This window comes from Bradyrhizobium sp. ORS 86 (assembly GCF_045571475.1).
Lineage (GTDB): Bacteria > Pseudomonadota > Alphaproteobacteria > Rhizobiales > Xanthobacteraceae > Bradyrhizobium.
Map to the genome: position 1 here is coordinate 5,411,811 of NZ_CP120699.1, position 22,407 is coordinate 5,434,217.

Consider the following 22,407-nt stretch of genomic DNA (forward strand, 5'->3'; position numbering starts at 1 on the left):
ATAAAGTGACGAACAAGTGAGGGGACTGGCGATCGCAGGGACAGTAGTCGCTACTATGATACCTTTAGTGACATTCCTCACACATGGCGCTTCTTTTCGGGGCGCTTCCTTTTTGACACAAAGCCTCATACCTCCATGTGCTTGCGACGTGCATTAAGTGCAGGAACTGCGTTGGTTCGGATATTGCAACCCGCGTTGCCAATGTCCGGCCGAGTGGAGTGCGGCGTCAAAAATGCCGCACGGGCATTGAATGAGACGGGTGCAATTTGCGTGACGGACGTCCTATGGAAATTTTTCTTGCCCAACCGCGCGGCTTCTGCGCCGGCGTCGTGCGTGCCATCGACATCGTGGAACGTGCGTTGGAAAAGTACGGCCCGCCGGTCTATGTCCGCCACGAGATCGTTCACAACAAATACGTGGTCGAAAGCCTGAAGAAGAAGGGCGCGATCTTCGTCGAGGACCTCTCGGAAGTGCCTCCCGGCTCGGTGACCGTGTTCAGTGCCCATGGCGTGGCCAGGAGCGTCGAGAAAGAGGCTGAGGCCCGCGACCTGCCGGTGCTCAACGCCACCTGCCCGCTCGTCACCAAGGTCCACAATCAGGGCAAACGCTACATCTCCAAGGGCCGCACCCTGATCCTGATCGGCCACGCCGGTCACCCCGAGGTTGAGGGAACCATGGGGCAGGTTCCCGGACCGATGTTCCTGGTCCAGAGCGTCGAGGACGTGGCGGAATTGGCGCTGCCCGCCGGTACTCCGGTAGCGTACATCACGCAAACCACGCTGTCCGTGGACGACACCAAGGACATTATCACGGCTCTTCAGGCAAAATTTACAGACATTCAAGGCCCAGATATCCGGGATATCTGCTATGCGACACAGAACCGCCAATCCGCGGTAAGGGAACTGAGCAAACTCGTCGACATCATATTGGTGGTGGGGGCTGCCAATAGTTCCAATTCAAACAGGCTTCGTGAAATCGGCACCGAGGTCGGCGTCGCGAGTTACCTCATTGCCGATGGAAGCGAGCTCAACCCGGATTGGCTGAAGGATGCAAAGGCCGTCGGCATTACGGCGGGCGCCTCGGCGCCCGAAGTTTTGGTCGACGACGTGATCGAGGCCCTGAGGCGAATCGGACCGGCTACGGTCTCGGTGCTCCCGGGCCGGGAAGAGAACATCGAATTCCGGCTGCCAGCCGAACTGACTGCAGGCTGATCGAAACACACCAAGTCCAGAAAGAAAACCGTGTAATGGCTATACCGTTCTTCAAGGAAATCCGTATCGGCGGCTACCTGATGAAGCAGAAGCTGCTTGGCCGCAAGCGTTATCCGCTCGTGCTGATGCTGGAGCCGCTGTTCCGCTGCAATCTCGCCTGCGTCGGCTGTGGCAAGATCGACTATCCGGATGCGATCCTCAATCGCCGCATGACCGCACAGGAATGCTGGGACGCCGCCGACGAATGCGGCGCACCGATGGTGGCAATTCCCGGCGGCGAACCGCTGATCCACAAGGAAATCGGCGAGATCGTGCGCGGCCTGGTCGCGCGCAAGAAATTCGTCTCGCTGTGCACCAACGCTCTGCTGCTCGAGAAGAAGCTCGATCTGTTCGAGCCCTCGCCCTACCTGTTCTTCTCCGTGCATCTCGACGGCCTGAAGGACCATCACGACAAGGCGGTTTCGCAGAAGGGCGTGTTCGATCGCGCCGTCTCCGCCATCAAGGCGGCGAAGGCCCGCGGCTTCACCGTCAACGTCAACGCCACGATCTTCGACGGCCACCCGGCTGAGGAGATCGCCAAGTTCCTCGACTTCACCACCGAACTCGGCGTCGGCGTCTCGATGTCGCCCGGTTATGCCTATGAGCGTGCGCCGGACCAGGAGCACTTCCTGAACCGCACCAAGACCAAGAAGCTGTTCCGCGACGTCTTTGCGCTCGGCAAGGGCAAGAAGTGGAACTTCATGCATTCGGGCCTGTTCCTCGACTTCCTCGCCGGGAACCAGTCCTACGAGTGCACACCCTGGGGAATGCCGGCGCGCAACATCTTTGGCTGGCAGAAGCCCTGCTATCTGCTCGGCGAAGGCTACGCCAAGACCTTCAAGGAGCTGATGGAGACCACCGACTGGGATTCGTACGGCACCGGCAAGTACGAGAAGTGTGCCGACTGCATGGCGCATTGCGGCTACGAGCCGACCGCCGCGACCGCGGCGTTGAACAACCCGCTGAAGGCGATGTGGGTGGCACTGCGCGGCGTCAAGACGACCGGTCCGATGGCGCCCGAGATCAATCTCTCCAAGCAGCGTCCCGCCCAGTACATCTTCTCCGAGCAGGTTCAGAAAAAGCTCTCGGAGATCCGCCGCGACGAGGCGCTCGCCGCCCAGCAAAAGGCCGCGGCTGCCGCGCAGAAGGCGTCCACGGCCGCGTAAACGGCGCGCTGAGGCGAGAATCAAGAAAGGCCCGAGGCGATCGGGCCTTTTCTTTGCGCCAGCCTGACGTCTTCTTGATCGTTGGCTTGCCAGCCTCGCGCTATGCTCCGGCGCAGACCCGCATTTGGAGTGTGCGTCATGGACGTCATCACCTTGATTGCGTTTGTCGCCTTCATCTATCTGGCTGCCCACGTCGCTGAGCGTCGCGGACGCAGCGTGAAGGCTTGGGCCTGGATTGCCGCCTTCGTTGGACCTCTGGCGCTTCCGTTGATCTTCTTGGTCCCGAACCTGCATCGCAGAAACGGTGATCAAGCCTAGGCGCTGGCGTTGACCATGGCACCCCGCAGCGCGCCGCGAGACACGAAAAGCAAAAGGCCCGATCGCAGCGCGATCGGGCCTTTTGCTTCCGGCTTGAACCGGCGCAGTCGATCAGGCCGCCTTCGCGGTCACCAGAACGTCTTCGACCGGAGCCAGCACGTCGTTTCCGAGCAGGAAGCCGCGGCAACCGCGCAGCGAGCGCAACGCACGGTTGAAGTCGATCCCGGTCGAAACCAGCGCGCGCAGCGTCCGCGGATCGCGCACAACGCCGCGAAGCACCTTGCGCAGATCGATATCGCCGTTCGGCTTGACCGCGGACTTCGCCAGTTCGGGCAGCGCCCGGTGAGCCGGATCGCTGATCACGCGCAGGGCGGCAAACGGAATGCGAGCCTTGTCGGCGTAGGCCGCCGCGATATGGCTCTCCATGTCGACCGCAGCGGCCCCCGTGGTCGAGCGCAGCGCGGCCTTGCAGGCCCGTGCCACAACGAGCTGCTCCACGCCGGCGAGCCCGCCGCGCACGATCCTGCGGCGCTTCAGCGTGGCGCTGGCGATCATTTCCTCATTCAGCGCGGACGCCGCCAGGAAACGGGTATCGCCGGCCAGAACCTCGGTCGCGACTACGACGTCGCCCGATTTGAGCGACGGATCGAGCCCGCCGGCCACGCCGAACGAAATCACGCCGCGGAATGTTGTTGGATCCAGCGTTGCCAGCAATGCGCGCAATTGCTGCGGATCGCTGGAACTGCAAATCACGATCATGCCGGGACCCGCCGCAATGCGGGCCTCCTGCACCAATCCAGTCACGATCAATACCGGCCGAGGATCAATTCTGCTGCCCACGGTTCCGGCGGCCCCCGCCCCCAAAATCACATTCCGACCCCTACCACCCTGCTATTGGTGCTTCTCAAATTCCGATACCGCGCCATTGCCCAGAGCGGAAAGAATTTCGAGTAGCCATGATATCGCAAGTAAAATACCCGCGGAAACCCCGTAGCTGTGTATCGCTGCTCGTCCCAGAGTCCTTTTTCCGTCTGTGTTGCCTTTAGGTACTCAATCCCCCGGGCGACGGCCGGATTTTCGACCTCTCCGGCCGCCATCAATCCAAGCAAAGCCCATGCCGTTTGCGAGGATGTAGATGGCGCGACCTCGTAGCCCTTGTAATCCAGCCGATAGCTGACGGCGTCCTCGCCCCAGCCGCCGTCCTGATTCTGCACGGACACCAGCCAGTCGACCGCCCTCCGAATCATCGGATCGTTGCGGTCGATGCCTGCGACATTTAGCGCTGAGAGTACCGACCAGGTACCGTAGATGTAATTCAATCCCCAGCGGCCGTACCAGGACCCCTCCGCAAGCTGGGTCCGGCGCAGATAGGCGACGCCATCGGCCATCGCCTTGCTGGTCTCGACGGTCTCGCCAAGCTGCCCCAGCATCGAGATGCAGCGCGCGGTGACGTCCTCGGTCGGTGGATCGAGCAACGCGCCGTGATCGGAGAACGGGATGTTGTTGAGGTAGTATTCGAGGTTGTTGACGTCGAAGGCGGCCCACCCCCCGTCCCGGCTCTGCAGCCCCTCGATCCATTCACGGCCGCGCGCGATCGCGGCGTCATATTCCTTGGTGCCGGTGTGGCGCCGCGCCCGGTCCATCGCCATCACCACCACGGCGGTGTCGTCGAGATCGGGATAGTGGTCGTTGTTGTACTGGAACGCCCAGCCGCCGGGACGGACATTCGGCGCCTTCACCGCCCAATCGCCCTTCAGCTCGAGCACCTGGCGCGGCTTAAGCCAGTCGAGCCCCTGCTTCGCCTTGGCAAAGGCGTCGTCACCGCCTGCCTCTTCCAGCGCATGGCAGGTTAGCGCGGTGTCCCACACCGGCGAGACGCAAGGCTGGCAATAGGCCTCATGCTCCTTGACCACCAGCAGCTTGTCGATGCCGCGACGCGTGGTCGCGCGGGGCGGATAAGTCTCGTCCTTGCCGAGCGCGTCGTACATCATGACGATGTTGGCCATCGGTGGATAGATCGCGCCCATGCCGTCTTCACCGTTCAGCCGCTCTTCGGTGAAGGCGAGCGCGGCATCGATCGCCCGCTGGCGCAGGCTTTTCGGGAACATCGGCTCGACCACGCGCAGCACCGCGTCGAGCGACCGGAACAGATAGAACCAGCTCGCACTCTGATGCGGTGCCTTCGGCGCCATCCGGACCGATTTCGGATCTTCGAGGAACAATTCGTCGATACCGACGCCCTTCGGATTCCTCGCACGCGGCTTCAGCGCTGCGAGCACCATCAGCGGCACCATGGTGGTGCGCGCCCAATAGGAGATCTTGTTGATGTGGAAAGGCGACCACATCGGCAGCAGCATGATCTCGACCGGCAACACTGGCGTTGCGCGCCAGGTCACGACGCCGAACAGCGCGAGCAGAAAGCGCGTGAAGACGTTGCTGCCCGACGCGCCACCACGCGAACGGATCGCCTCGCGCGCCCGCACCATGTGCGGCGCGTCGACGGAATCGCCGATCATCTTCAGCGCGAAGTACGACTTCACGCTGGCGCTCATGTCGAACGGGCCGTCATACACCAGCGGCCAGCCGCCGTGCGCGCCCTGCACGCGGCGCAGATAGTTGGCGATCTTGGCTTCGAGCTCAGCGTCGACGGGTTCACCGAGATAGTGGCGGAGCAGAACGTACTCGGCCGGAATCGTGCTGTCGGCCTCCAGCTCGAACACCCAGTGTCCGTCCGACTGGCGGTGGCCGAGCAGCGCCTCCGTCGCCCTGGAAATACTGTTCTGCAGCGCGACCGGGTCGACTGTTACGCTGTGATCTCTCGAAAGCATTTCGCTCGATATCCTCTTCATCGCGGGCCGGCTCACGAAGAGCCGAAAGCCGCTACAACAGGTCAAATCTAGCGCCTGGCAAGAACCAGATCGGCGGCGCGATCACCCGACCGCACCGATCCCTCGATGGTTGCTGGCAACCCGGTAGCAGTCCAGTCGCCTGCAAGAAACAGGTTTTTTTGCGCAGTCGCAGGCCCCGGACGCAGGGCATTCTGCTCCGGAGTCGCCTCAAATGTGGCGCGGCGCTCGCGCACGATCTGCCAGGGCGGCAACTCGCCTGAAACGCCGGATGCCTTGCAGATGTCCCGCCAGATCGCCTGCGCCAGGTCCTCGCGCGGCATGTCGACCAGGCGGTCGCCATTGCTAATCGTCACCGACAGCCGCTGCGGGAACGCGAACAGCCATTCGACGAGCCCGCCGACGACACCGAGAATGGGCACAGCGTCGCGCGGCGGATCGACGCGGAAATGCGCGTTCACGATGGCGCGGAATTTCGACGGTGTCTTGAGGCCGGGCAGCAGCGCGGCCGCAGCGCGCGGCGGCACCGCCAGCACGACGGCATCGTCGGCCGCCAACGCGACCTTGTCGCCGCCGCCGAAGTCGAGCTCGCCGACGCGATCGCCGGACATGCCGAGCGTGCGCAGCTCATGGCTGAACTGCACGCTGTTGCCCCTGTCCTGCAGCAGCTTGACGGCCGGCTCGATCAGCACCGAGCTGAGACCATCACGCGCAATCAGAGGACGGCAGGCCTGTCCGCCCGCCAGCAGCGTCTCACGCACGATGGCTCCGGCAAGACCGGCCGAGCCCTCCGGGGGATCGACGTTCAGCGCGGCCAGCAGTAACGGCTGCACCAGGCGATCGTATAGCGCGCCCTTGCAGGGAATGGTCTTGCCGACGAGCGCTTCGGTGCCTGCCCAGACCAGCGGCGCCAGTGCGAGATAATCGCGCAGGCTTGTGTCAGGGACGCGGCGCGCCTCGTCGAACACCCAGAGCGGCAGCCGGGACTCGCCGAGATCGAGCTGCCAGCGCCGGCCGGTCACTAGATCGACGAACGGAAACTGCGCGCGTTTCGGCCCGACCAGTCCGGCCTCGGTGCCGATCGAGCGCGCGTAACTCAACGCATGACTGTTGCCCGACAGCAGGAGGTGGTTGCCATTGTCGATGGTGAGGTTGGTGGCAGCGTCGAAATAGGAGCGGCAGCGGCCGCCGGCCTGCTGCGTCGCTTCATGAACAGCCACCTTGTAACCGGCGTTGGCGAGCCGCACGGCTGCTGACAGGCCGGAGATACCGGCACCGATGATATGAACGGTCTTTTGCATCAGATGATCGCGTAACGAAGAAGGATGCCGATCTTGGCAGCCTTGGACACACGCACCGGCGCGCGCGGGGCGGCAAAGCCGCGCGCGATCAGCAGATCGAGAACTGCGCGATAGTATTTCGACATGATCCGCGGCGCCCGCACGGCGCGGCGCGAATTGCGCTTCATGATCTCGTCCGCCTTCTCGAAATGCATCTTGGCGCGCTCGGCGAGCGGCACGCACACTTTCGGCAGCGCCCGGTCGGCGGAGACACGGGCGGGATCATCGTTGGTGATGCCGGCGTGCCAGAGCCATTCGCGCGGCAGGTAGAGGCGGCCCAGGCCGGCATCCTCGTCGATGTCGCGCAGGATGTTGGTGAGTTGCAGCGCGCGGCCGAGATGATGCGCGAGCTCGATGCCGTCATCCTCGGGCAGGCCGAAGACGCGCACCGACAGCCGGCCCACGGCGCTGGCGACGCGGTCGCAATAGAGATCGAGCGTCGCAAGATCGGGCGCGCGGATATCCTGCGGAACGTCCATTTCCATCCCGTCGACGATCGCGACAAAATCCTCGCGCTTCAGCCCGAAGGTCTTCACCGCGGCGACGTAGTCCGCAACCCGCGCCGGCGGATTGCCGGCATAGAGCGCGTCGATGTCGTCGCGCCATTGCTGGAGCGCGGCCAAGCGCTCCGGTCGCGGCCCATCGGAATCGGCGATGTCGTCGACCTGCCGGCAGAAGCTGTAGATCTGGAACATCGCCTCGCGCTGCACGCGCGGCAGGATGCGCATCGCGGCGTAGAACGAGCTGCCGGACGCGGTGCTCCCGTAGTTTGCGTTGGCCGCCGCCTCCGCACTCATGCGCCGGCCGCCGACTTAGAGACCGTTCGCCGCCCGGTTGCGCGGCGCGCGGTCTCGCTCGCCACGCCGCCGAGGCTATGCAGCAACAGCTCGATCGGACTCAAATGAACCCGCTCGCTGAGCGGATCGCGCACCTTCAGCATGTTGACGATCTTGTCCGCAAAAGCCTGGATCACCCCGATCTCGAGTCCGAGCCTGAAATCCTTCACTTCACCGGCAAGCGACTTGCTCTGATCGAGCAGCGCCGCGGTGCGCACCGCGAGCGCCTGAAGGCACGTCAGCAACGGCGGCGGCGACTTGGCCTCGCCAAGCATCTCGACGGTCGCGCCCGATGCGGCCAGCGCATCGCGCGGCAGGTAGACGCGGTTCAAATTCCTGTAGTCCTTGGCGCAGTCCTGCAGGTGGTTGTTGATCTGGAGCCCCGCGCATAGCGCATCCGACGCTGTCCAGGTCAACGTGCTCTCGCCGTGCACGTCGAGCATGAAGCGGCCGACCGGCATGGCCGAATACCGGCAATAGTCGATCACATCGTCCCAGGTCTCATAGCGCAGCTTGGTGACATCCATGCGGAACGCCACCAGCACGTCGAGCGCATGCCGCGGCGGCATCCCGCGCTCGGCGAGAGCGCGGCGCAGATTGACCGCTTCCTTCTGGGTGTCGCCGCTCCCGAGCAGCTCGGCCTCCAGGAGGTCGAGATAGCGCAGCTTCTCTTCGGCGGGCAGCGTAGCGTGATCGGCGATATCGTCGGCCGTGCGGACGAAATTATAGAAAGCCAGGATCAGGGCGCGATGCCGCGGATGAATGATCCATGACGCGACCGGGAAATTCTCGTCGCGGTGGGTCTTTCCTGATCGCAGGTCGCTCGCGGTGGTCATTGGAATTTTGGGCTACACTGGTCATGGCGCAGGCGCGAATTGTCAGGCGCGTGCGAGGGATTGCGAGCCCCATATAGGGGAATACGCCGCCAAAACCAATGCCATCTGTGACCGCCAGCATATGCGGCCCGCGGCCGGCACCGGTGCCGACCGTGGGCTTCGCGACGATCCTTTGAGGCCTGAACGCGGCCTTATTGACCGTGGTTCTTCAGAACCTGGTCGCAGGCGGCGCTGATCTTGGTGCGGTTCTGCTGCAGGCAGGCGAGAATGGTGAAATCGCCCTGATCGATCACGGCGCGGCAGTGGCGCTGCACGTCGCGCGAACAGGCCTTCTGCTCCTCAGGCGTACCGCTGCGCTGCGGCTGCTGCTGGGCGAAGGCATTCGATGAAAGGGGGAGCGACAACACGGCAAGAGCCAGGAGAAATTTACGCATCGTATTCCTTCATTTCCGACAGCAGAAAATCTGTCCCCGAAAGCGCTTCGGCACGGCCGGGACGGATTTGTGAGGGGATTGTACACACCGCGTAACGCAGCAACGAACCGACGACAAGCACCGCTAAATGCGGCCAAATTTGCGGCGCTGTAAACCCTCATTTAAGTCTTTGATTTTCAAAGCGTATTTGAACCTTACCTCGGACGATTGCGAAGTGGACCTGCGCAAACTAGATGCGATGGCACCGTCCACGGTGTTTGATTCTGCTCGGCGGCTGACGTCGCGCGACAGGTCCTGCCGTTTTGAACCTAACATACCGCGGTGACACTAAATCTTCGGTGCGAAGCGACGTTTTCTTTCACGAGAGGCGTTGATTTGATGGGATTATTCACAATGAAAACGTCTGATTCAGGCCTGTTCGGTCAGACTCTGAAGGCTGTCGGCATCAGCGCCGCACTCTTGCTGTCGGTCTCCACAGGCCACGCTCAATCCAACGGACCATTCGCCGGCTTTGCGGGCTCGTGGGCCGGCTCGGGTACGGTTGCGCTGTCCAACGGCACCACCGAACGGATTCGCTGCAAGGCGGACTACAAGGTTGCCGCATCCGGCATGGCCTTGAAACAGAGCCTGCATTGCGCGAGCGACAGCTATAAGTTCGACCTCTCCAGCGACGTGACGAGCCAGGGCGATCGCATCTCGGGCAACTGGAGCGAGGCCAGCCGCAACATCTTCGGCAACCTGCAGGGCACCGCGGGTGGCGGACAGATCGACGTGTTCGTCGAGGCGTCCGGCTTTGCCGCGAACCTGAACCTGCGCACCAACGGCTCCAAGCAGATTGTGCAGATCGATTCGAAGGGCGATATCCGCGGCGTCACGATCACGATGACGAAGAGCTGAGCTTCAGCCCTCTCGCCTGCCAACAAACAGCCCGGATCCGAGCGAGCGGATCCGGGCTTTTTTGTCAGGCTTCCTCTATCGGCGCCGGGCGCCCGCCTTTGCCGCGAAGTTTTTGCGACAGATTGATCAGGAACATCGAGGTCGGCCGCAGGATGAACAGGTCCGCGACCAGCGCTGCAACCATCGAGAACGCGCTGAGCCAGCCGAACAGGCGCAGCGACGGCAGGTCGGAGAACACCGTGACGACGAGGCCGCAGGCCAGCACTACCGTGGTCAGGATCAGCGCCGGACCGACCAGGACAGTGGCGCGCTCGACCGCGAGCTCCGACGTCACCCCGGGCTTGGTTTCGAGCCGCAGGCGGTTGAGGAAGTGAATGGTGGCGCTCAGGCCGAGGCCGAACGACACCGTCAGGGCCACGACGCTGGCGAATTGCAGCCCCTCTCCCAGGAGCCACAGCACGGTACCCGACAGCACCACGGGGAAGATGCCGGGCAGGATGCAGGAGAACATCACCACGATCGAGCGGAATGCCAGTCCGATGAAGATCGCAACCAGCGCGAACTCCACGGTAAGGCCCCGATTGAGCTTCTCGATCATGTTGGCGCTGTTGCGCGCGGCGATCGCCGAAAGACCGGTGACCGCGATCTCGTAGCCGGGGTGTTCGGCGCGCACCTTGTCGAGCTCGTGGTCGAGCTTGTTGACCACCGGCAGGATCTGGCTGGAATCAAGATCAGGCACGCGGCCCGATACCACCACTGCGTCCTGATTCTTGTCGATGAAGCGACGCACCAGATGTTCGGGGATCAGGTCGACATATTCCTTCAACGTATTGACGTCGGTTGTGCCGGCCTTCTCGGCAAGCCAACGGCGCAGGGTCTCCAGCGACCATACGTTGCCGACGCCGGCGGTCTTCTCGACCATCGCGTGGACATCGGCGATCGTCTTCAGCGTCTCCGGCGCGTAAAGCGAGGCGCCTTGTGGGAATTGGATCAGCACGTCGATCGGGTTGGCGCCGGTCAGCTTGGCGTCAAGGCGATTCGACGCCGCCACCGCCTGCCGCTTGTCCGGCACCTGGTCTGCCAGCCGGTAGCGCGGCTGCAGGTTGGCGTAGACGACGCCGAGGCTGCCGACGACGAGCAGCGCGATCAGGCTGAACAGGCCGGGACGGCCGACCATGCGCACGGCGATCCAGTAGCAGAAATTGCGCAACGCCTGCACGCCGGCGTCGGCGCTCTGGAATTTGACCGCGAAGATCCGCTCGTTGCGCACGAACAGCACGCCGAAGACCGGCACCAGGCTGAGCACCGCGATCAGCGCAATGATGGTGGCCGCGAGGCCTGCCTCGCCGAACTTGCGGATCAGATCGGAATCCGAGAACTGCAGCGCAATGAACGAGATGCCGGCGGTGCCGTGGGTCAGCACGCAGGCTGGACCCACCACCAGCACCGCGTTCTTGAACGCCGTGAATTTGTCCTGGCCCGCGATCAACCGGTCGCGCGCCGCAAAGGTGAGCTGCATCGAGTCGGAAAAGCTGATCACCATGATGAGCGGCGTCATCACGTTGAGGAACATATTGAGATTGAAATTGGCCCAGCCGAGGCCGCCGAGCGCGAGCAGGATTGCGATCATCGGCGGGAACGCCGCGGCGACCATGAAGGAAATCTTGCGGAAGAAGATGATGGCGATGATACAGCCGGCGAGGATGCCAAGAATGTTGTAGGTCAGCCCGTCTCGTTCGACCGCGTTACGGATCTCGAGTTGCATGACCGGCACGCCGGAGAGCTCGGCATTGAGCCCGCTGCCGCCGAGATCTTCGGCCATGATCTTCCTGATGTCGCCGACCACCTTGCTGAGGTCGTTGCTGCTGACCACTTTGGGCTCGAGCGACATCACGATCAGCGCGAGCGTGCCATCCTCCGACAACAGCTTGCCGCGGATGATCTCGTTGCTTTTGACGGTCTCGATGAACTTGTCGTAGGCCTCCCCTTGCGGCAGTTCATTCGGGAACAACGCTGCCGGCAGCTTGCCGGGCGCCGGCGCCTGCCGCGCCGAGAACAGCGACACGAGGCCGCGGACCCCATCGACGAGCTGAAGGTCTGTGACCATGTCGCGCAGCTTCTCGAGATTGTCGCGCTCGAGCAGCGTCTTGCCTTCGACCACGACGAGGACGTCGAATTCGGTCGAAGGGAAGCGCTTGGTGACGGCCTCGTACTGCTTGAAGTCCTTGGAGTTGGATCGGAACAACTGCGACAATGAGTCATCGATCTTGATCCGATGGACGCCGAACACGGCGCCGATCAGCAGGAGGACGAGTACGATGCAGGACAGGATCGGCGCTCGCATCGGAATCAGGCCGAGGCGCTCGATCCCGAATGCGATGCTCGGCCCGGATCGCGGCTCTTCGATCTTCTCGACGTGGACCTGACTTTCGGAATTCTTTTCGAGCATGCCCTGTCCAGTTCTGAAAACGGCTCAATCTGTCTAGCTTGGGTGTTGGGTCCTCAGGCGCGAATGAGGCTCGCGAGCGCAACTGTTCGGCGCTAGTCCTTGAAAACACGCGAATATTGACCGGCGCCGGTTTTACAGGCCCACCTCCATGCTCGCAAGCGCGAGCGTCGAATCAAATCGGCGGGGAACCGCCGAAAACCATCATTAAGTAGCTGATTTGTCACACCCCGGTAACGCATTCTGTGACGATCCACCGCCACTTTCATCTTTCAGTGCGACTCCGGTGATCTGGCGTGCCAGGCCCTCGCGGACGAGCCAGGAAATCCTGAATGCGGCCTCCTGATAGCTCAACCCGGCACCGTGAATGTTGGAGACGCAATTGCGCTCGGCGTCGGTCAGGCCGACCCGCGGCGCATAGGTGAGATAGACGCCAAGACTGTCGGGTGCCGAAAGGCCGGGCCGTTCGCCGATCAGCATGACAAGCATGCGCGCGCCGACGACGCCGCCGATCTCATCGCCGAGTGCAACTCGCGCTCCGGACGCGACAATCACCGCACCGGCCTCGATCTGGTCTGCGGCAAGTCGCGGAACGAGAGACCGGAGCAGTTCGACTGCATGGACGTTGACCGCGGTCGGAGATAGCCCGTCTCCGATCACGATGGCGCAACCGCAAGCGGCGATACCCCTCTCCTTCAGGCTTCGCGCCGATTCGGGATCGAGCACGCGCCCGAGATCGGGACGGCGGAGGTAGTCGCGCCGGCTGTGCGCCTGGCTCGAGACCTCGATCGGCTCCAAGCCGAGGCTGGCAAGACCGGCGGTGATGCCCGCGACATCGAAGGCCGCGTGAACGGCATCGCGGGCGCGCGCATGATCCATCGTGAAGGAAAGCAGCGCATCGGTCGGCAGGCTGGCACCGGATCGACCGAGACCGACGCGCGCCGGCGTCAGCTCACGTAGATCGGCAAGGGAACGGGAGGGTGGCGCTGTAGCTTTCATATCTCATTCGGCCGGGACCGACGCCTCGCGCAACCGGATCGAATAGTTCGACGCGTTCTGCCTTCCGCTGGAGGCTGCGCGCGCGAACGTGATCAGGTGATGCGCGACCAGCGTCGCCGAGATCAGCCCCTCGATATCGCCGCGTTTCAGCCGTCCCAGTGCAAACTTCCAGAACACGCGCTTGTAGTCGCCGAGCACGCCGACTTTCCAGAAGATGTTGCGCAGCATGACCAGGCCGCGCCGGATGTTGGCCCAGCTCTTCATCTCCGGGCTGACCGGCACCTTGATGCGGTTAGCGTAGGTATATTCACATTGGTACAGGTAGCGCGCGAACAGCTTCTCGGGCTGGTAGGCGGCCTCCATGCATTTGCGCCAGGAACGGACCACGTCGTCGTAGGGCAGCAGGAACTGCACGTTGGAATCGCGGCTGTCGTCGTGGACCAGCCGCCCGGCCTTTTCCAGGCGATCCCACAGCGGCGTCTTCGGCAAGGCCTGCAGCAGGTTGATGGTCAGCAGCGGGATGCGGGACTCATCGACGAAGGAGAGCAGTGCATCGCCGGTTTCAGGCTTGTCGGTATCGAGCCCCATGATGATCCCGGACACCACCTCCATCCCGTAGGAATTGATCGTCCGCACGCCATCCAGGATCGGGACCATCATGTTCTGGTCCTTGTGCATCGCCTTCAGCGCGTCGGGATCGGGCGTCTCGATGCCGACGAAGATCGTGACGAAGTAGGCCTCGCGCATCTTTTCCAGGATCTCGGGGCGCTTGGCGATGTTGAGCGTCGCCTCGCAAGCAAGGCGCGTGATGTAGCCGGTCCGCTTCTGCCACTCGATCAGATGCGGCAGCAACTCCACCGCCGCCTTGCGGTTGCCGATGAAATTGTCATCGACGAAGTAGACGGTATCGGTCATGCCGCAGGCGCGCAGCTTGTCGAGTTCGGCGATGATCTGCTGCGGCGTCTTCAGTCGCGGATTGCGGCCATAGAGGCCGGGGATATCGCAGAACTCACACTGATAGGGACAGCCCGAGGAAAACTGGATGCTGCCGAGGAAGTACTTCTTCGTCTCGGCGAGCTCATAGGCCGGCAGCGGAAAGTCCGTCATCGGCAGGCGGTCCACGGTCTTCAACACCACCTGCGTGTCCGGGCGGCTGGTGTCCTGCGCCAGGCGACGGATCAGCTCATCGGTGGCGTCGCCGAGCTCGCCGACATGGAGGTAATCGAACGACGGATAATAGTCGGGGCAGGCGCTGACCGAGGGACCGCCGATCGCGACCGGCAGGTCGTGGTCATGAGCGCGGTGGCAGATGTCGTTCATCTGCTGGCGCTGGATGTGCATACCGCTGACGAAGACGGCGTCCGCCCACGCGAAATCCTCATCCGACGCCGGACGCAGATTCTCGTCAATGAAGCGGACCGACCAGTTCGCCGGCAGATAGGCTGCGATCAGCAACAGCCCCTGCGGCGGCATGAACGCCTTGACGCCGTCGGTGAGCGGATAGGAATACTCAAAGGTACCAAAGGCCGACGTATAGCGCGGAAAGACGCAAAGGATACGCCGCACCGTCTCAACGCCTTCAGCTCTCATCAAACTTCCTCAAGCGAAGCACCAGCAAATCTAACCACGCCGTTGAACGGTGGGCTAGAAATTCTTCAACATTGTGGCACCTGCTAACGCCACAATGTCGGGATGGTTGCTATGGAGGAGTCCGTTTCCGCGTCAAGCCAGCAGCCTGGAAGCAAATTCGGGTAGCTGCGCCGCATCGCCAACAAGGCGAAAGTCCTGCCCCGCGAGGCCCGCGCGCATCAGCCAGTCATCGAACTCGGGGGCCCGCTTCAGCCCGAAAAGGTCGCGGATGTAGAGGGCGTCGTGAAACGAGGTCGACTGGTAATTCAGCATGACATCGTCGGCGCCCGGAACGCCCATGATGAAGGTGACGCCCGCGGCCGCCAACAACGTCAGGAGGTTGTCCATGTCGTTCTGATCGGCCTCGGCGTGATTGGTGTAGCAGACGTCGACGCCGAGCGGCAGACCGAGCAGCTTCCCGCAGAAGTGATCCTCGAGCCCGGCGCGAATGATTTCCTTGCCGTCATAGAGGTATTCGGGACCGATGAAGCCGACCACGCTGTTGACCAGCAACGGATCGAACGCGCGCGCCACCGCATACGCCCGCGCCTCGCAGGTCTGCTGGTCGACCCGGTGGTGGGCATTGGCCGATAGCGCCGAGCCCTGCCCGGTCTCGAAATACATGACGTTGTCGCCGACCGTGCCGCGGTGCAGCGACAGGGCCGCCTCACGCGCTTCCCGCAGGATCGAGAGATCGACGCCGAAGCTGCGGTTGGCGGCTTCGGTGCCGGCGATCGACTGAAAGACGAGATCGACCGGCAGCCCCTGCCCGATCAATCCGAGCGTAGTCGTGACATGCGTGAGCACGCAACTTTGCGTCGGGATCTCCAGCCGTGTGATGATGTTGTCGAGCAGCCGGAGCAGGCCCGCGATGACGTTGGGATCGTCGCTCGCCGGGTTGATGCCGATGCAGGCATCGCCAGATCCGAGCAAAAGTCCGTCGAGGATCGAGGCGGTGATACCCCGCGTGTCGTCGAGCGGATGGTTGGGCTGCAACCTCACGCTCATCCGCCCGCGCAGGCCGATGGTATTGCGGAAGCGCGTGGTCACCTCGCACTTCCGTGCGACCAGGATCAGATCCTGGTTGCGCATCAGCTTCGACACCGCAGCCACCATCTCCGGCGTGACACCGCGCGAGATCTTCTTCAAGGCGTCGGCGGTCGCATCGTCCGACAGCAGCCAGTCGCGGAAGCCGCCGACGGTGAGCGATGACATCGGCACAAATCCCGCGACGTCATGGCTGTCGAGGATCAGGCGCGTGACCTCATCGTCCTCATAGGGAATGACCGGCTCGTTGAGGAACTGCCTTAGCGGAACGTCGGCCAGCGCGAGCCGAGCGGCGATCATCTCCTCGGCGCTGTCGGCCGCGATGCCGGCCAGCCGGTCGCCGGAGCGCGGCGGCGTCGCCTTGGCGAGCAATTCACGCAAGTCATTGAAGACGTAGGAGGTCGCAAAGACGGTGTGACGGTAGACCATGGCATTTCGGGTCTGGCAGAGAGGCTGCAGCGTAGCACCTCTTTGCTAACAGCTCCCTTGAAGCGTTGATGACGACTGCACATGCCCGCAAGGTTTCGGCAACGCTATCCAGGCAGGCCCAGCGGAACTCGCGGCAGTAGAGTAAACGACTGGTATTACTCGTCAAATTTCCACGGTTGCAACTGCGAAAAGCTCGCGCATTAAGGAATCATCCATGAAGATTCTGCATAATTTTTAATCGGCCGAAGGGGCTCGCCGACCATCCGGAGTGCCCTCGATGCCCATCTCGAACGGCTTCCGACCTCCTCGCTCCGGCGTCCCATGGCATCCCGATTCTCGCTCGCAGCCAAGCTGTACTCGATCTTCGCCCTGATCGCGGCGCTGACCGCGGCCATCGCTTTCCTTTCCGACTACAACACGCGGCGGAACGCGGAGCTGACCGAGGCCGTCGACCTCGCGAGCCGCGCCGCGCTCAACGTCGAGCGGGTCAACTCCCTGGTCTATGCCGTGGTGATGGAATCCCGCGGCATCTACATGTCGACCGAGCCGGCCACGGTGAAGAAATACGGCGCTGGCCTGTTGAAGTTCAACGAGCAGATCATCGCCGTCGTCAGGAACTGGGAAGCGCTGGTGCAGGCCGATGACGCCGAGCAGTTCGCGACCTTCAAGAAGCGGATCGAGCAATTCGTCGACTTCCGCAAGGAGCTGGTCCGCCGCGGCGTCGAGATTGGCGCCACCGCCGGACGCGAATGGGGCGACAACGACGCCAACCGCGAGGTGCGCTCCGCCCTCAATAAGGATCTCGAAGCGCTGTCCAGGGTCTATGCCGAACGCAGCAAGAGGCTGGCGCGGCAAGCCGCCGTCAACCGCGACATGGCCCTCATCCTGACTTGCCTCGGCGCCGTGGCCCTGATCGTGGTCGTGGTCGGCGTGCTCATCATCGCCCGCTCGGTCGCCCGTCCGCTGTCGCAGATCACCGCGACCATCAAGCGCGTGGCCGAGGGCGCTGAGCAGGCCGACGTTCCGCATATCGGGCGCAGCGACGAGATCGGCGCGCTGGCGCGCGCCATCAAGGTTTTCCAGGAGGCGATGCAACGCAACCGCAGCCTCAATGCGCAGGTTGTGCAGGACTCCGAGGCGCGCGACGCCCGCAGCCGGCACATCGAGACCTCGGTGGAGGCGTTCCGCGGCACGATCGGCTCGGTGCTTCGCGCGGTGCACGACAATGCGGCGACGATGCGCGACACCGCGCAGACCATCGCGAGCGTTGCAGCTAATGCGAGCGGCCGTGCCGTTGCCGCGGCAGGGGCGACCGAGCAGGCTTCAAGCAATGTCTCGGCGGTTGCCGGCGCCGCCGAGGAACTCTCCGCCTCGGTCCAGGAGATCGGTCGGCAAGTGAAGCAATCCTCCGGTGCGGTCGAGCAGGCGGGTGCGCGCACCGACAAATCGATCAGTGAGATCGAGGGCCTTGCCGCCACCACGCAGCGCATCGACGGCGTGCTCAACCTGATCCAGGCGATCGCCGAGCAGACCAACCTGCTCGCCCTCAACGCCACCATCGAGGCAGCTCGCGCCGGCGATGCCGGCCGCGGCTTTGCCGTCGTCGCGCACGAGGTCAAGGCACTGGCCGGGCAGACCGCGAAGGCGACCGCCGAAATCAGCGAGAATGTCAGCCTGATCCAGGCCTCGACCCGCAACTCGGTCGGCGCCGTCCGCGAGATCGGTCACGCGGTGCGCGAGATCAGCGACGTCACCTCGACAATCGCCGCCGCCGTCGGCCAGCAGGATGCGGCCACGCGCGAAATCTCGGTCAACGCGCAGATGGCAGCGCAAGGCAACGAAACGCTGGTCGCAAACATCGGCTCGTTGCGCGATGACATCGGCCAGACCAACAAGGCGGCGGAATCGGTGCTCGCGGCATCGAACGACCTGACCGCGACCGCCGAGACGCTGTCGCGCGAGGTCGAGCAGTTCTTCCGCAATCTGCGTACCGATGCGGCCGACGGGATGCGACGTACCGGGACATGAGCGCAGCGTCGGCGCGAGCCGCTTACGCTCCGCTGCGGTTAGGGCGAGAAGCCGCACAACGACGGGCATGCGGTGGAGGTAGGCGAATAGTGAATAGCGAGCAGCGAATGGACTTCCCTACTCGCCACCCCCGATCCGCAATGCCCCTCTCTCACATTGTCGCGCCGAGCACCCAGGGCGCGAATTCGGCGCCGCCGAAATCAAAGCTCTCGCTCTTGGTCGGCTGGCCCGATGCGGTCTTGAGGATGAGGTCGAAGATGCGCTGGCCGCATTCCTGCACACTCTCCTCGCCGTCGAGGATGGTGCCGCAATTGACGTCCATGTCGTCTTCCATCCGCTTGTACATCGGCGTGTTGGTGGCGAGCTTGATCGACGGCGCGGGCTTGCAGCCGAACACGCTGCCGCGGCCGGTGGTGAAGCAGACGAGATTGGCGCCGCCCGCCACCTGCCCGGTCGCCGCGACCGGGTCGTAGCCGGGCGTATCCATGAACACGAAGCCCTTCTTGGTCACCGGCTCGGCATAGTGCAGGACGTCGACGAGGTTGGTGCTGCCGGCCTTCGCCATCGCGCCAAGCGACTTCTCCAGGATAGTGGTGAGACCGCCGGCCTTGTTGCCGGGGCTCGGATTGGCGTTCATCTCGGCGCCTTCGCGGCTCGTATATTCCTCCCACCAGCGCATCAGGCCGACGAGCTTCTCACCGACCTCGCGGCTGACGGCACGGCGGGTCAACAGGTGCTCGGCACCGTAGGTCTCCGGCGTCTCAGAGAGGATCACGGTGCCGCCATGACGCACCAACAGATCGCTTGCAGCGCCGAGCGCGGGATTGGCCGACACGCCGGAATAGCCGTCGGAGCCGCCGCATTGCAGCGCCACCGTCAGTTCACTCGCTGCGACCTTCTCGCGCTTGACTTTGTTGGCGTCGGCGAGCGCTTCCTTCACGAAGGCAATGCCGGCCTCCACCGTCTTGCGGGTGCCGCCGACCTCCTGAATGTCCATCGCACGCAGCCGGCCGGCGAGCTTCTGCTCCTGCATCAGGCCGCCGATCTGGTTCACCTCGCAGCCGAGACCGAGCACAATGACGTTCGAGAAATTCACGTGCCGCGCATAGCCGCCGAGGGTGCGGCGGAGCAACGCCAGCGGCTCATCCTGGGTCATGCCGCAGCCGGTCTTGTGGGTCAGCGCGACGACGCCGTCGACGTTCGGAAAATCGGCCAGCGGATTGTCGCCGGTGAACGGATTCTTCTTGAAGACGTCGGCGACGAGGCTGGCGACATGGGCGCTGCAGTTCACCGAGGTGAGGATACCGATATAGTTGCGCGTCGCGACACGCCCATCGGGACGGCGGATGCCGTCGAACGTCGCCGGCAGATCGAAATTCGGCACCGGCTTGACGTCGACGCCATAGGCATAATCCTTGGCGAAATCGCCCATGCCGCAGTTCTGGGTGTGTACGTGCTGGCCCGGCGCGATCGCCTGCGTCGCGAAGCCGATGATCTGGCCATAGCGCTTGATCGGCTCGCCCTGTGCGATCGGCTTGATCGCGACCTTATGGCCGGCCGGTATACGGTCGACCGTGGTGACGCCATCGGTGACCACCAGTCCCGGCGGCAGGCTCGCGCGCGCGATCAGGACGCTGTCGTCGGGATGCAGGCGGATTACTTGTGCCGGGGCCATCGGGATTCTCCTTGGTGTCTTCACCACTCCCCGTCCTTTACGGGGAGAGGTCGAATTCTCGCGCAGCGAGAATTCGGGTGAGGGGCAAGGCACGCCCGCAATCACAAGCGATGTGCTCGCCGGACGCAGGCCCCTCACCCCAACCCTCTCCCCGCAAGAGCGGGGCGAGGGAGCAGAGCATAATGCTTTGCCGGCAGGGCTACGCCTTACCGCCGGACTTCTCGCGGGTCTGGTTGACCGACATCTTGGCGTAGGTCTGCATCAGACCGACCTCGTTCGACAGCGTGACCAGCTTGAAGCCCATGTTGATCGCGCGCACCGCGCCTTCGGCGCCGGAACAGTGGATGCCCGGGTTGAGGCCACGCTTGCCGCACTCCTTGACGATCTTCTCGTAGATTCTCAGGATCTCCGGCTCGTCGCGGTCGAGCTTCGGCACCAGGCCGTAGGAGAAGCCGAGATCGGACGGGCCGATATAGACGCCGTCGATACCCTCGACGTCGAGGATCGCTTCCATGTTCTCGACTGCCGTCTTGGTCTCCATCATCGGCAACAGCACGATCTCGTCATTCGCGGTCTGCTGATAGGTGCCGGCCGAGCCGTACATGCCCGCTCGGATCGGGCCGTTGGAGCGCACGCCCTTCGGCGGATATTTGGAATACGAAACGAGGTTCCGGGCTTCCTCCGGCGTGTTGACCATGGGGCAGATCACGCCGTAGGCACCGCCATCGAGCACCTTGCCGATGATGCCGGGCTCGTTCCAGGGCACGCGGACCATCGGGGTGACCGGATGGGCGTGCATTGCCTGGAAGCACTGCACCATCGACAGATAATCCTGCACGCCATGCTGCATATCGACGGTGACGCTGTCGAAGCCGCACTGTGCGATCACCTCGGCTGAAAATCCCGACGGGATCGCGAGCCACGCATTCACCACCGCCTTGCCCGATGCCCAGACCTGTTTGACCTTGTTTGCCACTTTGTTCTTCCTTCCCTGTTCCAAACTTGTCTTCATTGCGAGCGAAGCGAAGCAATCCATTTCTCTGCCTGTAGAGGCATGGATGGCTTGGTCGCTTCAGCGCAAAATTGCTTTGCAATTTTGTCGCGAGCTGCTCGCAATGACGGGTGCATTATTCCGTCGCCCGCTGGATAGAGGTTTCGCTGACGCCGACGTCGCGCGCGGTGTTCACTATCGCCGCCCAGGTGTCGTCAGGCAAGGGGATGCCGTTCCTGGTGCGCTCGGCGCGGGTTTTCCGCTCGGGATCGCCCGGAACCAGCACGGAATCCGTCCCAGCGATCGGCTTGGTGGCGCGGATGAAATCGGTATAGCGGGTGATTTCTCCGTCGAAGAAATTGCTGGTGTCGATCACCTTGGGGTCGATGTAGAACGCCATCATGCCGTTGGCGAAACGCCGGTCCGACGATGTCGCACCGGTGCCGGTCAGCGCGCCGCCGAGCAGCTCGCAGATAAACGCAAGGCCCGAGCCCTTGTGATCGCCGAAGGCGCGGATCGCGCCGGTGCCCTTGGTGTGATCGCGCGGCCCGTCCGGCGTGTACGCGCCATACAGCACGTGCGGATCCTCGCTCAGCGTGCCGTCGGCATCGACGAGCGCGCCGGCCGGCAGCTTCTTGCCGCCACGGCTTGCCACCAGGCACTTGCCCTCAGCGACGACGGAGGTGGCGAAATCGAGCACGATCGGATCCTGGCCCTGGCGCGGAATGCCGACGCAATATGGCGCGGTGGACAGGCGCTTCTCGACGCCGCCGTAAGGCGCGACCAATAGCGAGCCTGCCGCGGTCACGAAATGGATCGAGACGAGACCTTCCGCGGCCGCCATTTCGGCCCAGTCGCCGATACGGCCGAGATGGCCGGAATTGCGCAGCGCGACCGCGGCGAGCCCTGCCTTCCTGCACTTCTCGATGCCGATCCTGACCGCGACCGGTGTGACGGTCTGGCCGTAGCCGAACTTGCCGTCGACCACGGCGAGCGATGGCGTGTCGACCACGACCTCCGGGGTCTGGTTCGGTACGATCGAGCCCATCTTCTTCCACCTGACATACACGGGCACACGGATCACGCCGTGACTGTCATGGCCGGTGAGGTTCGCGGTCGTCAGGTAGGTCGCGATGCGCCGCGCCTCGTCCGGAGAGGACTCCGAATGCGAAAAGACCTCGGAAACGAAGTTGATGAGGTTTTCAACCTTGATGGTGACCATGAAAGACTAGCTCGCTTG

General features: G+C 63.4%; 18 protein-coding genes. 5 read left to right on the forward strand and 13 right to left on the reverse strand.

Annotated elements, in window-relative coordinates; genetic code table 11:
* Positions 1 to 284 precede the first annotated feature (284 nt).
* From ispH to P6U25_RS25060, 3 genes are all read left to right on the forward strand, one after another.
* The gene (ispH, locus tag P6U25_RS25050; protein WP_407147434.1) at positions 285 to 1,211 is read left to right on the forward strand and encodes a 4-hydroxy-3-methylbut-2-enyl diphosphate reductase; all 927 of its coding nucleotides are present in this window, start codon (positions 285 to 287) and stop codon (positions 1,209 to 1,211) included.
* 35 nt (positions 1,212 to 1,246) lie between these two features.
* The gene (gene hpnH, locus P6U25_RS25055) at positions 1,247 to 2,416 is read left to right on the forward strand and encodes an adenosyl-hopene transferase HpnH (protein WP_407147435.1); all 1,170 of its coding nucleotides are present in this window, start codon (positions 1,247 to 1,249) and stop codon (positions 2,414 to 2,416) included.
* Between the two features lie 138 nt (positions 2,417 to 2,554).
* Entirely contained in the window at positions 2,555 to 2,734 is a 180-nt protein-coding gene (locus P6U25_RS25060) for a hypothetical protein (RefSeq protein WP_407147436.1), read from the forward strand.
* 111 nt (positions 2,735 to 2,845) lie between these two features.
* Here the strand turns inward: P6U25_RS25060 and P6U25_RS25065 are convergent, their stop codons facing one another.
* The 6 genes from P6U25_RS25065 to P6U25_RS25090 all read right to left on the reverse strand — a co-directional run bounded on the left by P6U25_RS25065 (position 2,846) and on the right by P6U25_RS25090 (position 9,026).
* On the reverse strand, positions 2,846 to 3,604 hold the full coding sequence (locus P6U25_RS25065; protein ID WP_407147437.1) for a phosphorylase: 759 nt from the start codon (positions 3,602 to 3,604) through the stop codon (positions 2,846 to 2,848).
* Positions 3,601 to 5,562 carry a squalene--hopene cyclase gene (gene shc, locus P6U25_RS25070; RefSeq protein WP_407147438.1) on the reverse strand — a complete coding sequence of 654 codons (1,962 nt, stop codon included), beginning with the start codon at positions 5,560 to 5,562 and terminating at the stop codon, positions 3,601 to 3,603. Before shc ends, P6U25_RS25065 begins: the two co-directional genes overlap by 4 nt.
* A 68-nt stretch (positions 5,563 to 5,630) precedes the next feature.
* Positions 5,631 to 6,881 (reverse strand): hydroxysqualene dehydroxylase HpnE, encoded by a 1,251-nt coding sequence (gene hpnE, locus P6U25_RS25075; RefSeq protein WP_407147439.1) that lies wholly within the window; start codon positions 6,879 to 6,881, stop codon positions 5,631 to 5,633.
* Positions 6,881 to 7,717, reverse strand: coding sequence for a presqualene diphosphate synthase HpnD (gene hpnD, locus P6U25_RS25080; protein WP_407147440.1), 837 nt, complete (start codon positions 7,715 to 7,717; stop codon positions 6,881 to 6,883). Before hpnD ends, hpnE begins: the two co-directional genes overlap by 1 nt.
* Complete coding sequence (hpnC, locus tag P6U25_RS25085) at positions 7,714 to 8,592, reverse strand: squalene synthase HpnC (protein ID WP_407147441.1); 879 nt, start codon at positions 8,590 to 8,592, stop codon at positions 7,714 to 7,716. Before hpnC ends, hpnD begins: the two co-directional genes overlap by 4 nt.
* A gap of 191 nt (positions 8,593 to 8,783) precedes the next feature.
* Entirely contained in the window at positions 8,784 to 9,026 is a 243-nt protein-coding gene (locus P6U25_RS25090; RefSeq protein ID WP_407147442.1) for a hypothetical protein, read from the reverse strand.
* 393 nt (positions 9,027 to 9,419) lie between these two features.
* Here P6U25_RS25090 and P6U25_RS25095 point away from each other — a divergent pair, with 393 nt between their 5' ends.
* On the forward strand, positions 9,420 to 9,923 hold the full coding sequence (locus tag P6U25_RS25095) for a hypothetical protein (protein WP_407147443.1): 504 nt from the start codon (positions 9,420 to 9,422) through the stop codon (positions 9,921 to 9,923).
* Positions 9,924 to 9,987: 64 nt separating this feature from the next.
* On the opposite strand, the gene P6U25_RS25100 is transcribed toward P6U25_RS25095, so the two are convergent.
* The 4 genes from P6U25_RS25100 to P6U25_RS25115 form a co-directional block, all read right to left on the reverse strand.
* Positions 9,988 to 12,372 carry an efflux RND transporter permease subunit gene (locus P6U25_RS25100; RefSeq protein ID WP_407147444.1) on the reverse strand — a complete coding sequence of 795 codons (2,385 nt, stop codon included), beginning with the start codon at positions 12,370 to 12,372 and terminating at the stop codon, positions 9,988 to 9,990.
* A gap of 204 nt (positions 12,373 to 12,576) precedes the next feature.
* Entirely contained in the window at positions 12,577 to 13,368 is a 792-nt protein-coding gene (gene eutC / locus P6U25_RS25105; RefSeq protein ID WP_407147445.1) for an ethanolamine ammonia-lyase subunit EutC, read from the reverse strand.
* A gap of 3 nt (positions 13,369 to 13,371) precedes the next feature.
* Positions 13,372 to 14,958 (reverse strand): B12-binding domain-containing radical SAM protein, encoded by a 1,587-nt coding sequence (locus tag P6U25_RS25110; RefSeq protein WP_407147446.1) that lies wholly within the window; start codon positions 14,956 to 14,958, stop codon positions 13,372 to 13,374.
* A gap of 132 nt (positions 14,959 to 15,090) precedes the next feature.
* Positions 15,091 to 16,473, reverse strand: coding sequence for an ethanolamine ammonia-lyase subunit EutB (locus P6U25_RS25115; protein ID WP_407147447.1), 1,383 nt, complete (start codon positions 16,471 to 16,473; stop codon positions 15,091 to 15,093).
* Positions 16,474 to 16,794: 321 nt separating this feature from the next.
* On the opposite strand from P6U25_RS25115, the gene P6U25_RS25120 reads away from it, so the two are divergent.
* Positions 16,795 to 18,501, forward strand: a complete 1,707-nt coding sequence (locus P6U25_RS25120) for a methyl-accepting chemotaxis protein (protein ID WP_407147448.1) — start codon at positions 16,795 to 16,797, stop codon at positions 18,499 to 18,501.
* 151 nt (positions 18,502 to 18,652) lie between these two features.
* On the opposite strand, the gene P6U25_RS25125 is transcribed toward P6U25_RS25120, so the two are convergent.
* The 3 genes from P6U25_RS25125 to P6U25_RS25135 all read right to left on the reverse strand — a co-directional run bounded on the left by P6U25_RS25125 (position 18,653) and on the right by P6U25_RS25135 (position 22,389).
* Entirely contained in the window at positions 18,653 to 20,176 is a 1,524-nt protein-coding gene (locus tag P6U25_RS25125; RefSeq protein ID WP_407147449.1) for a UxaA family hydrolase, read from the reverse strand.
* A 199-nt stretch (positions 20,177 to 20,375) separates the two neighbouring features.
* Complete coding sequence (locus tag P6U25_RS25130; protein WP_407147450.1) at positions 20,376 to 21,152, reverse strand: HpcH/HpaI aldolase family protein; 777 nt, start codon at positions 21,150 to 21,152, stop codon at positions 20,376 to 20,378.
* 151 nt (positions 21,153 to 21,303) lie between these two features.
* Positions 21,304 to 22,389, reverse strand: coding sequence for a malate/lactate/ureidoglycolate dehydrogenase (locus P6U25_RS25135; protein ID WP_407147451.1), 1,086 nt, complete (start codon positions 22,387 to 22,389; stop codon positions 21,304 to 21,306).
* Between the last annotated feature and the right edge of the window lie 18 nt (positions 22,390 to 22,407).

Coding starts and splice junctions, on each gene's coding strand:
- hpnE (WP_407147439.1), bottom strand. CDS start 6,881: ATGCAAAAGACCGTTCATATCATCGGTGCCGGTATCTCCGGCCTGTCA.
- eutC (WP_407147445.1), bottom strand. CDS start 13,368: ATGAAAGCTACAGCGCCACCCTCCCGTTCCCTTGCCGATCTACGTGAG.
- P6U25_RS25115 (WP_407147447.1), bottom strand. CDS start 16,473: ATGGTCTACCGTCACACCGTCTTTGCGACCTCCTACGTCTTCAATGAC.
- P6U25_RS25125 (WP_407147449.1), bottom strand. CDS start 20,176: ATGGCCCCGGCACAAGTAATCCGCCTGCATCCCGACGACAGCGTCCTG.
- hpnH (WP_407147435.1), top strand. CDS start 1,247: ATGGCTATACCGTTCTTCAAGGAAATCCGTATCGGCGGCTACCTGATG.
- P6U25_RS25090 (WP_407147442.1), bottom strand. CDS start 9,026: ATGCGTAAATTTCTCCTGGCTCTTGCCGTGTTGTCGCTCCCCCTTTCA.
- ispH (WP_407147434.1), top strand. CDS start 285: ATGGAAATTTTTCTTGCCCAACCGCGCGGCTTCTGCGCCGGCGTCGTG.
- P6U25_RS25095 (WP_407147443.1), top strand. CDS start 9,420: ATGAAAACGTCTGATTCAGGCCTGTTCGGTCAGACTCTGAAGGCTGTC.
- P6U25_RS25100 (WP_407147444.1), bottom strand. CDS start 12,372: ATGCTCGAAAAGAATTCCGAAAGTCAGGTCCACGTCGAGAAGATCGAA.
- shc (WP_407147438.1), bottom strand. CDS start 5,562: ATGCTTTCGAGAGATCACAGCGTAACAGTCGACCCGGTCGCGCTGCAG.
- P6U25_RS25060 (WP_407147436.1), top strand. CDS start 2,555: ATGGACGTCATCACCTTGATTGCGTTTGTCGCCTTCATCTATCTGGCT.
- hpnD (WP_407147440.1), bottom strand. CDS start 7,717: ATGAGTGCGGAGGCGGCGGCCAACGCAAACTACGGGAGCACCGCGTCC.
- P6U25_RS25135 (WP_407147451.1), bottom strand. CDS start 22,389: ATGGTCACCATCAAGGTTGAAAACCTCATCAACTTCGTTTCCGAGGTC.
- hpnC (WP_407147441.1), bottom strand. CDS start 8,592: ATGACCACCGCGAGCGACCTGCGATCAGGAAAGACCCACCGCGACGAG.
- P6U25_RS25110 (WP_407147446.1), bottom strand. CDS start 14,958: ATGAGAGCTGAAGGCGTTGAGACGGTGCGGCGTATCCTTTGCGTCTTT.
- P6U25_RS25120 (WP_407147448.1), top strand. CDS start 16,795: ATGGCATCCCGATTCTCGCTCGCAGCCAAGCTGTACTCGATCTTCGCC.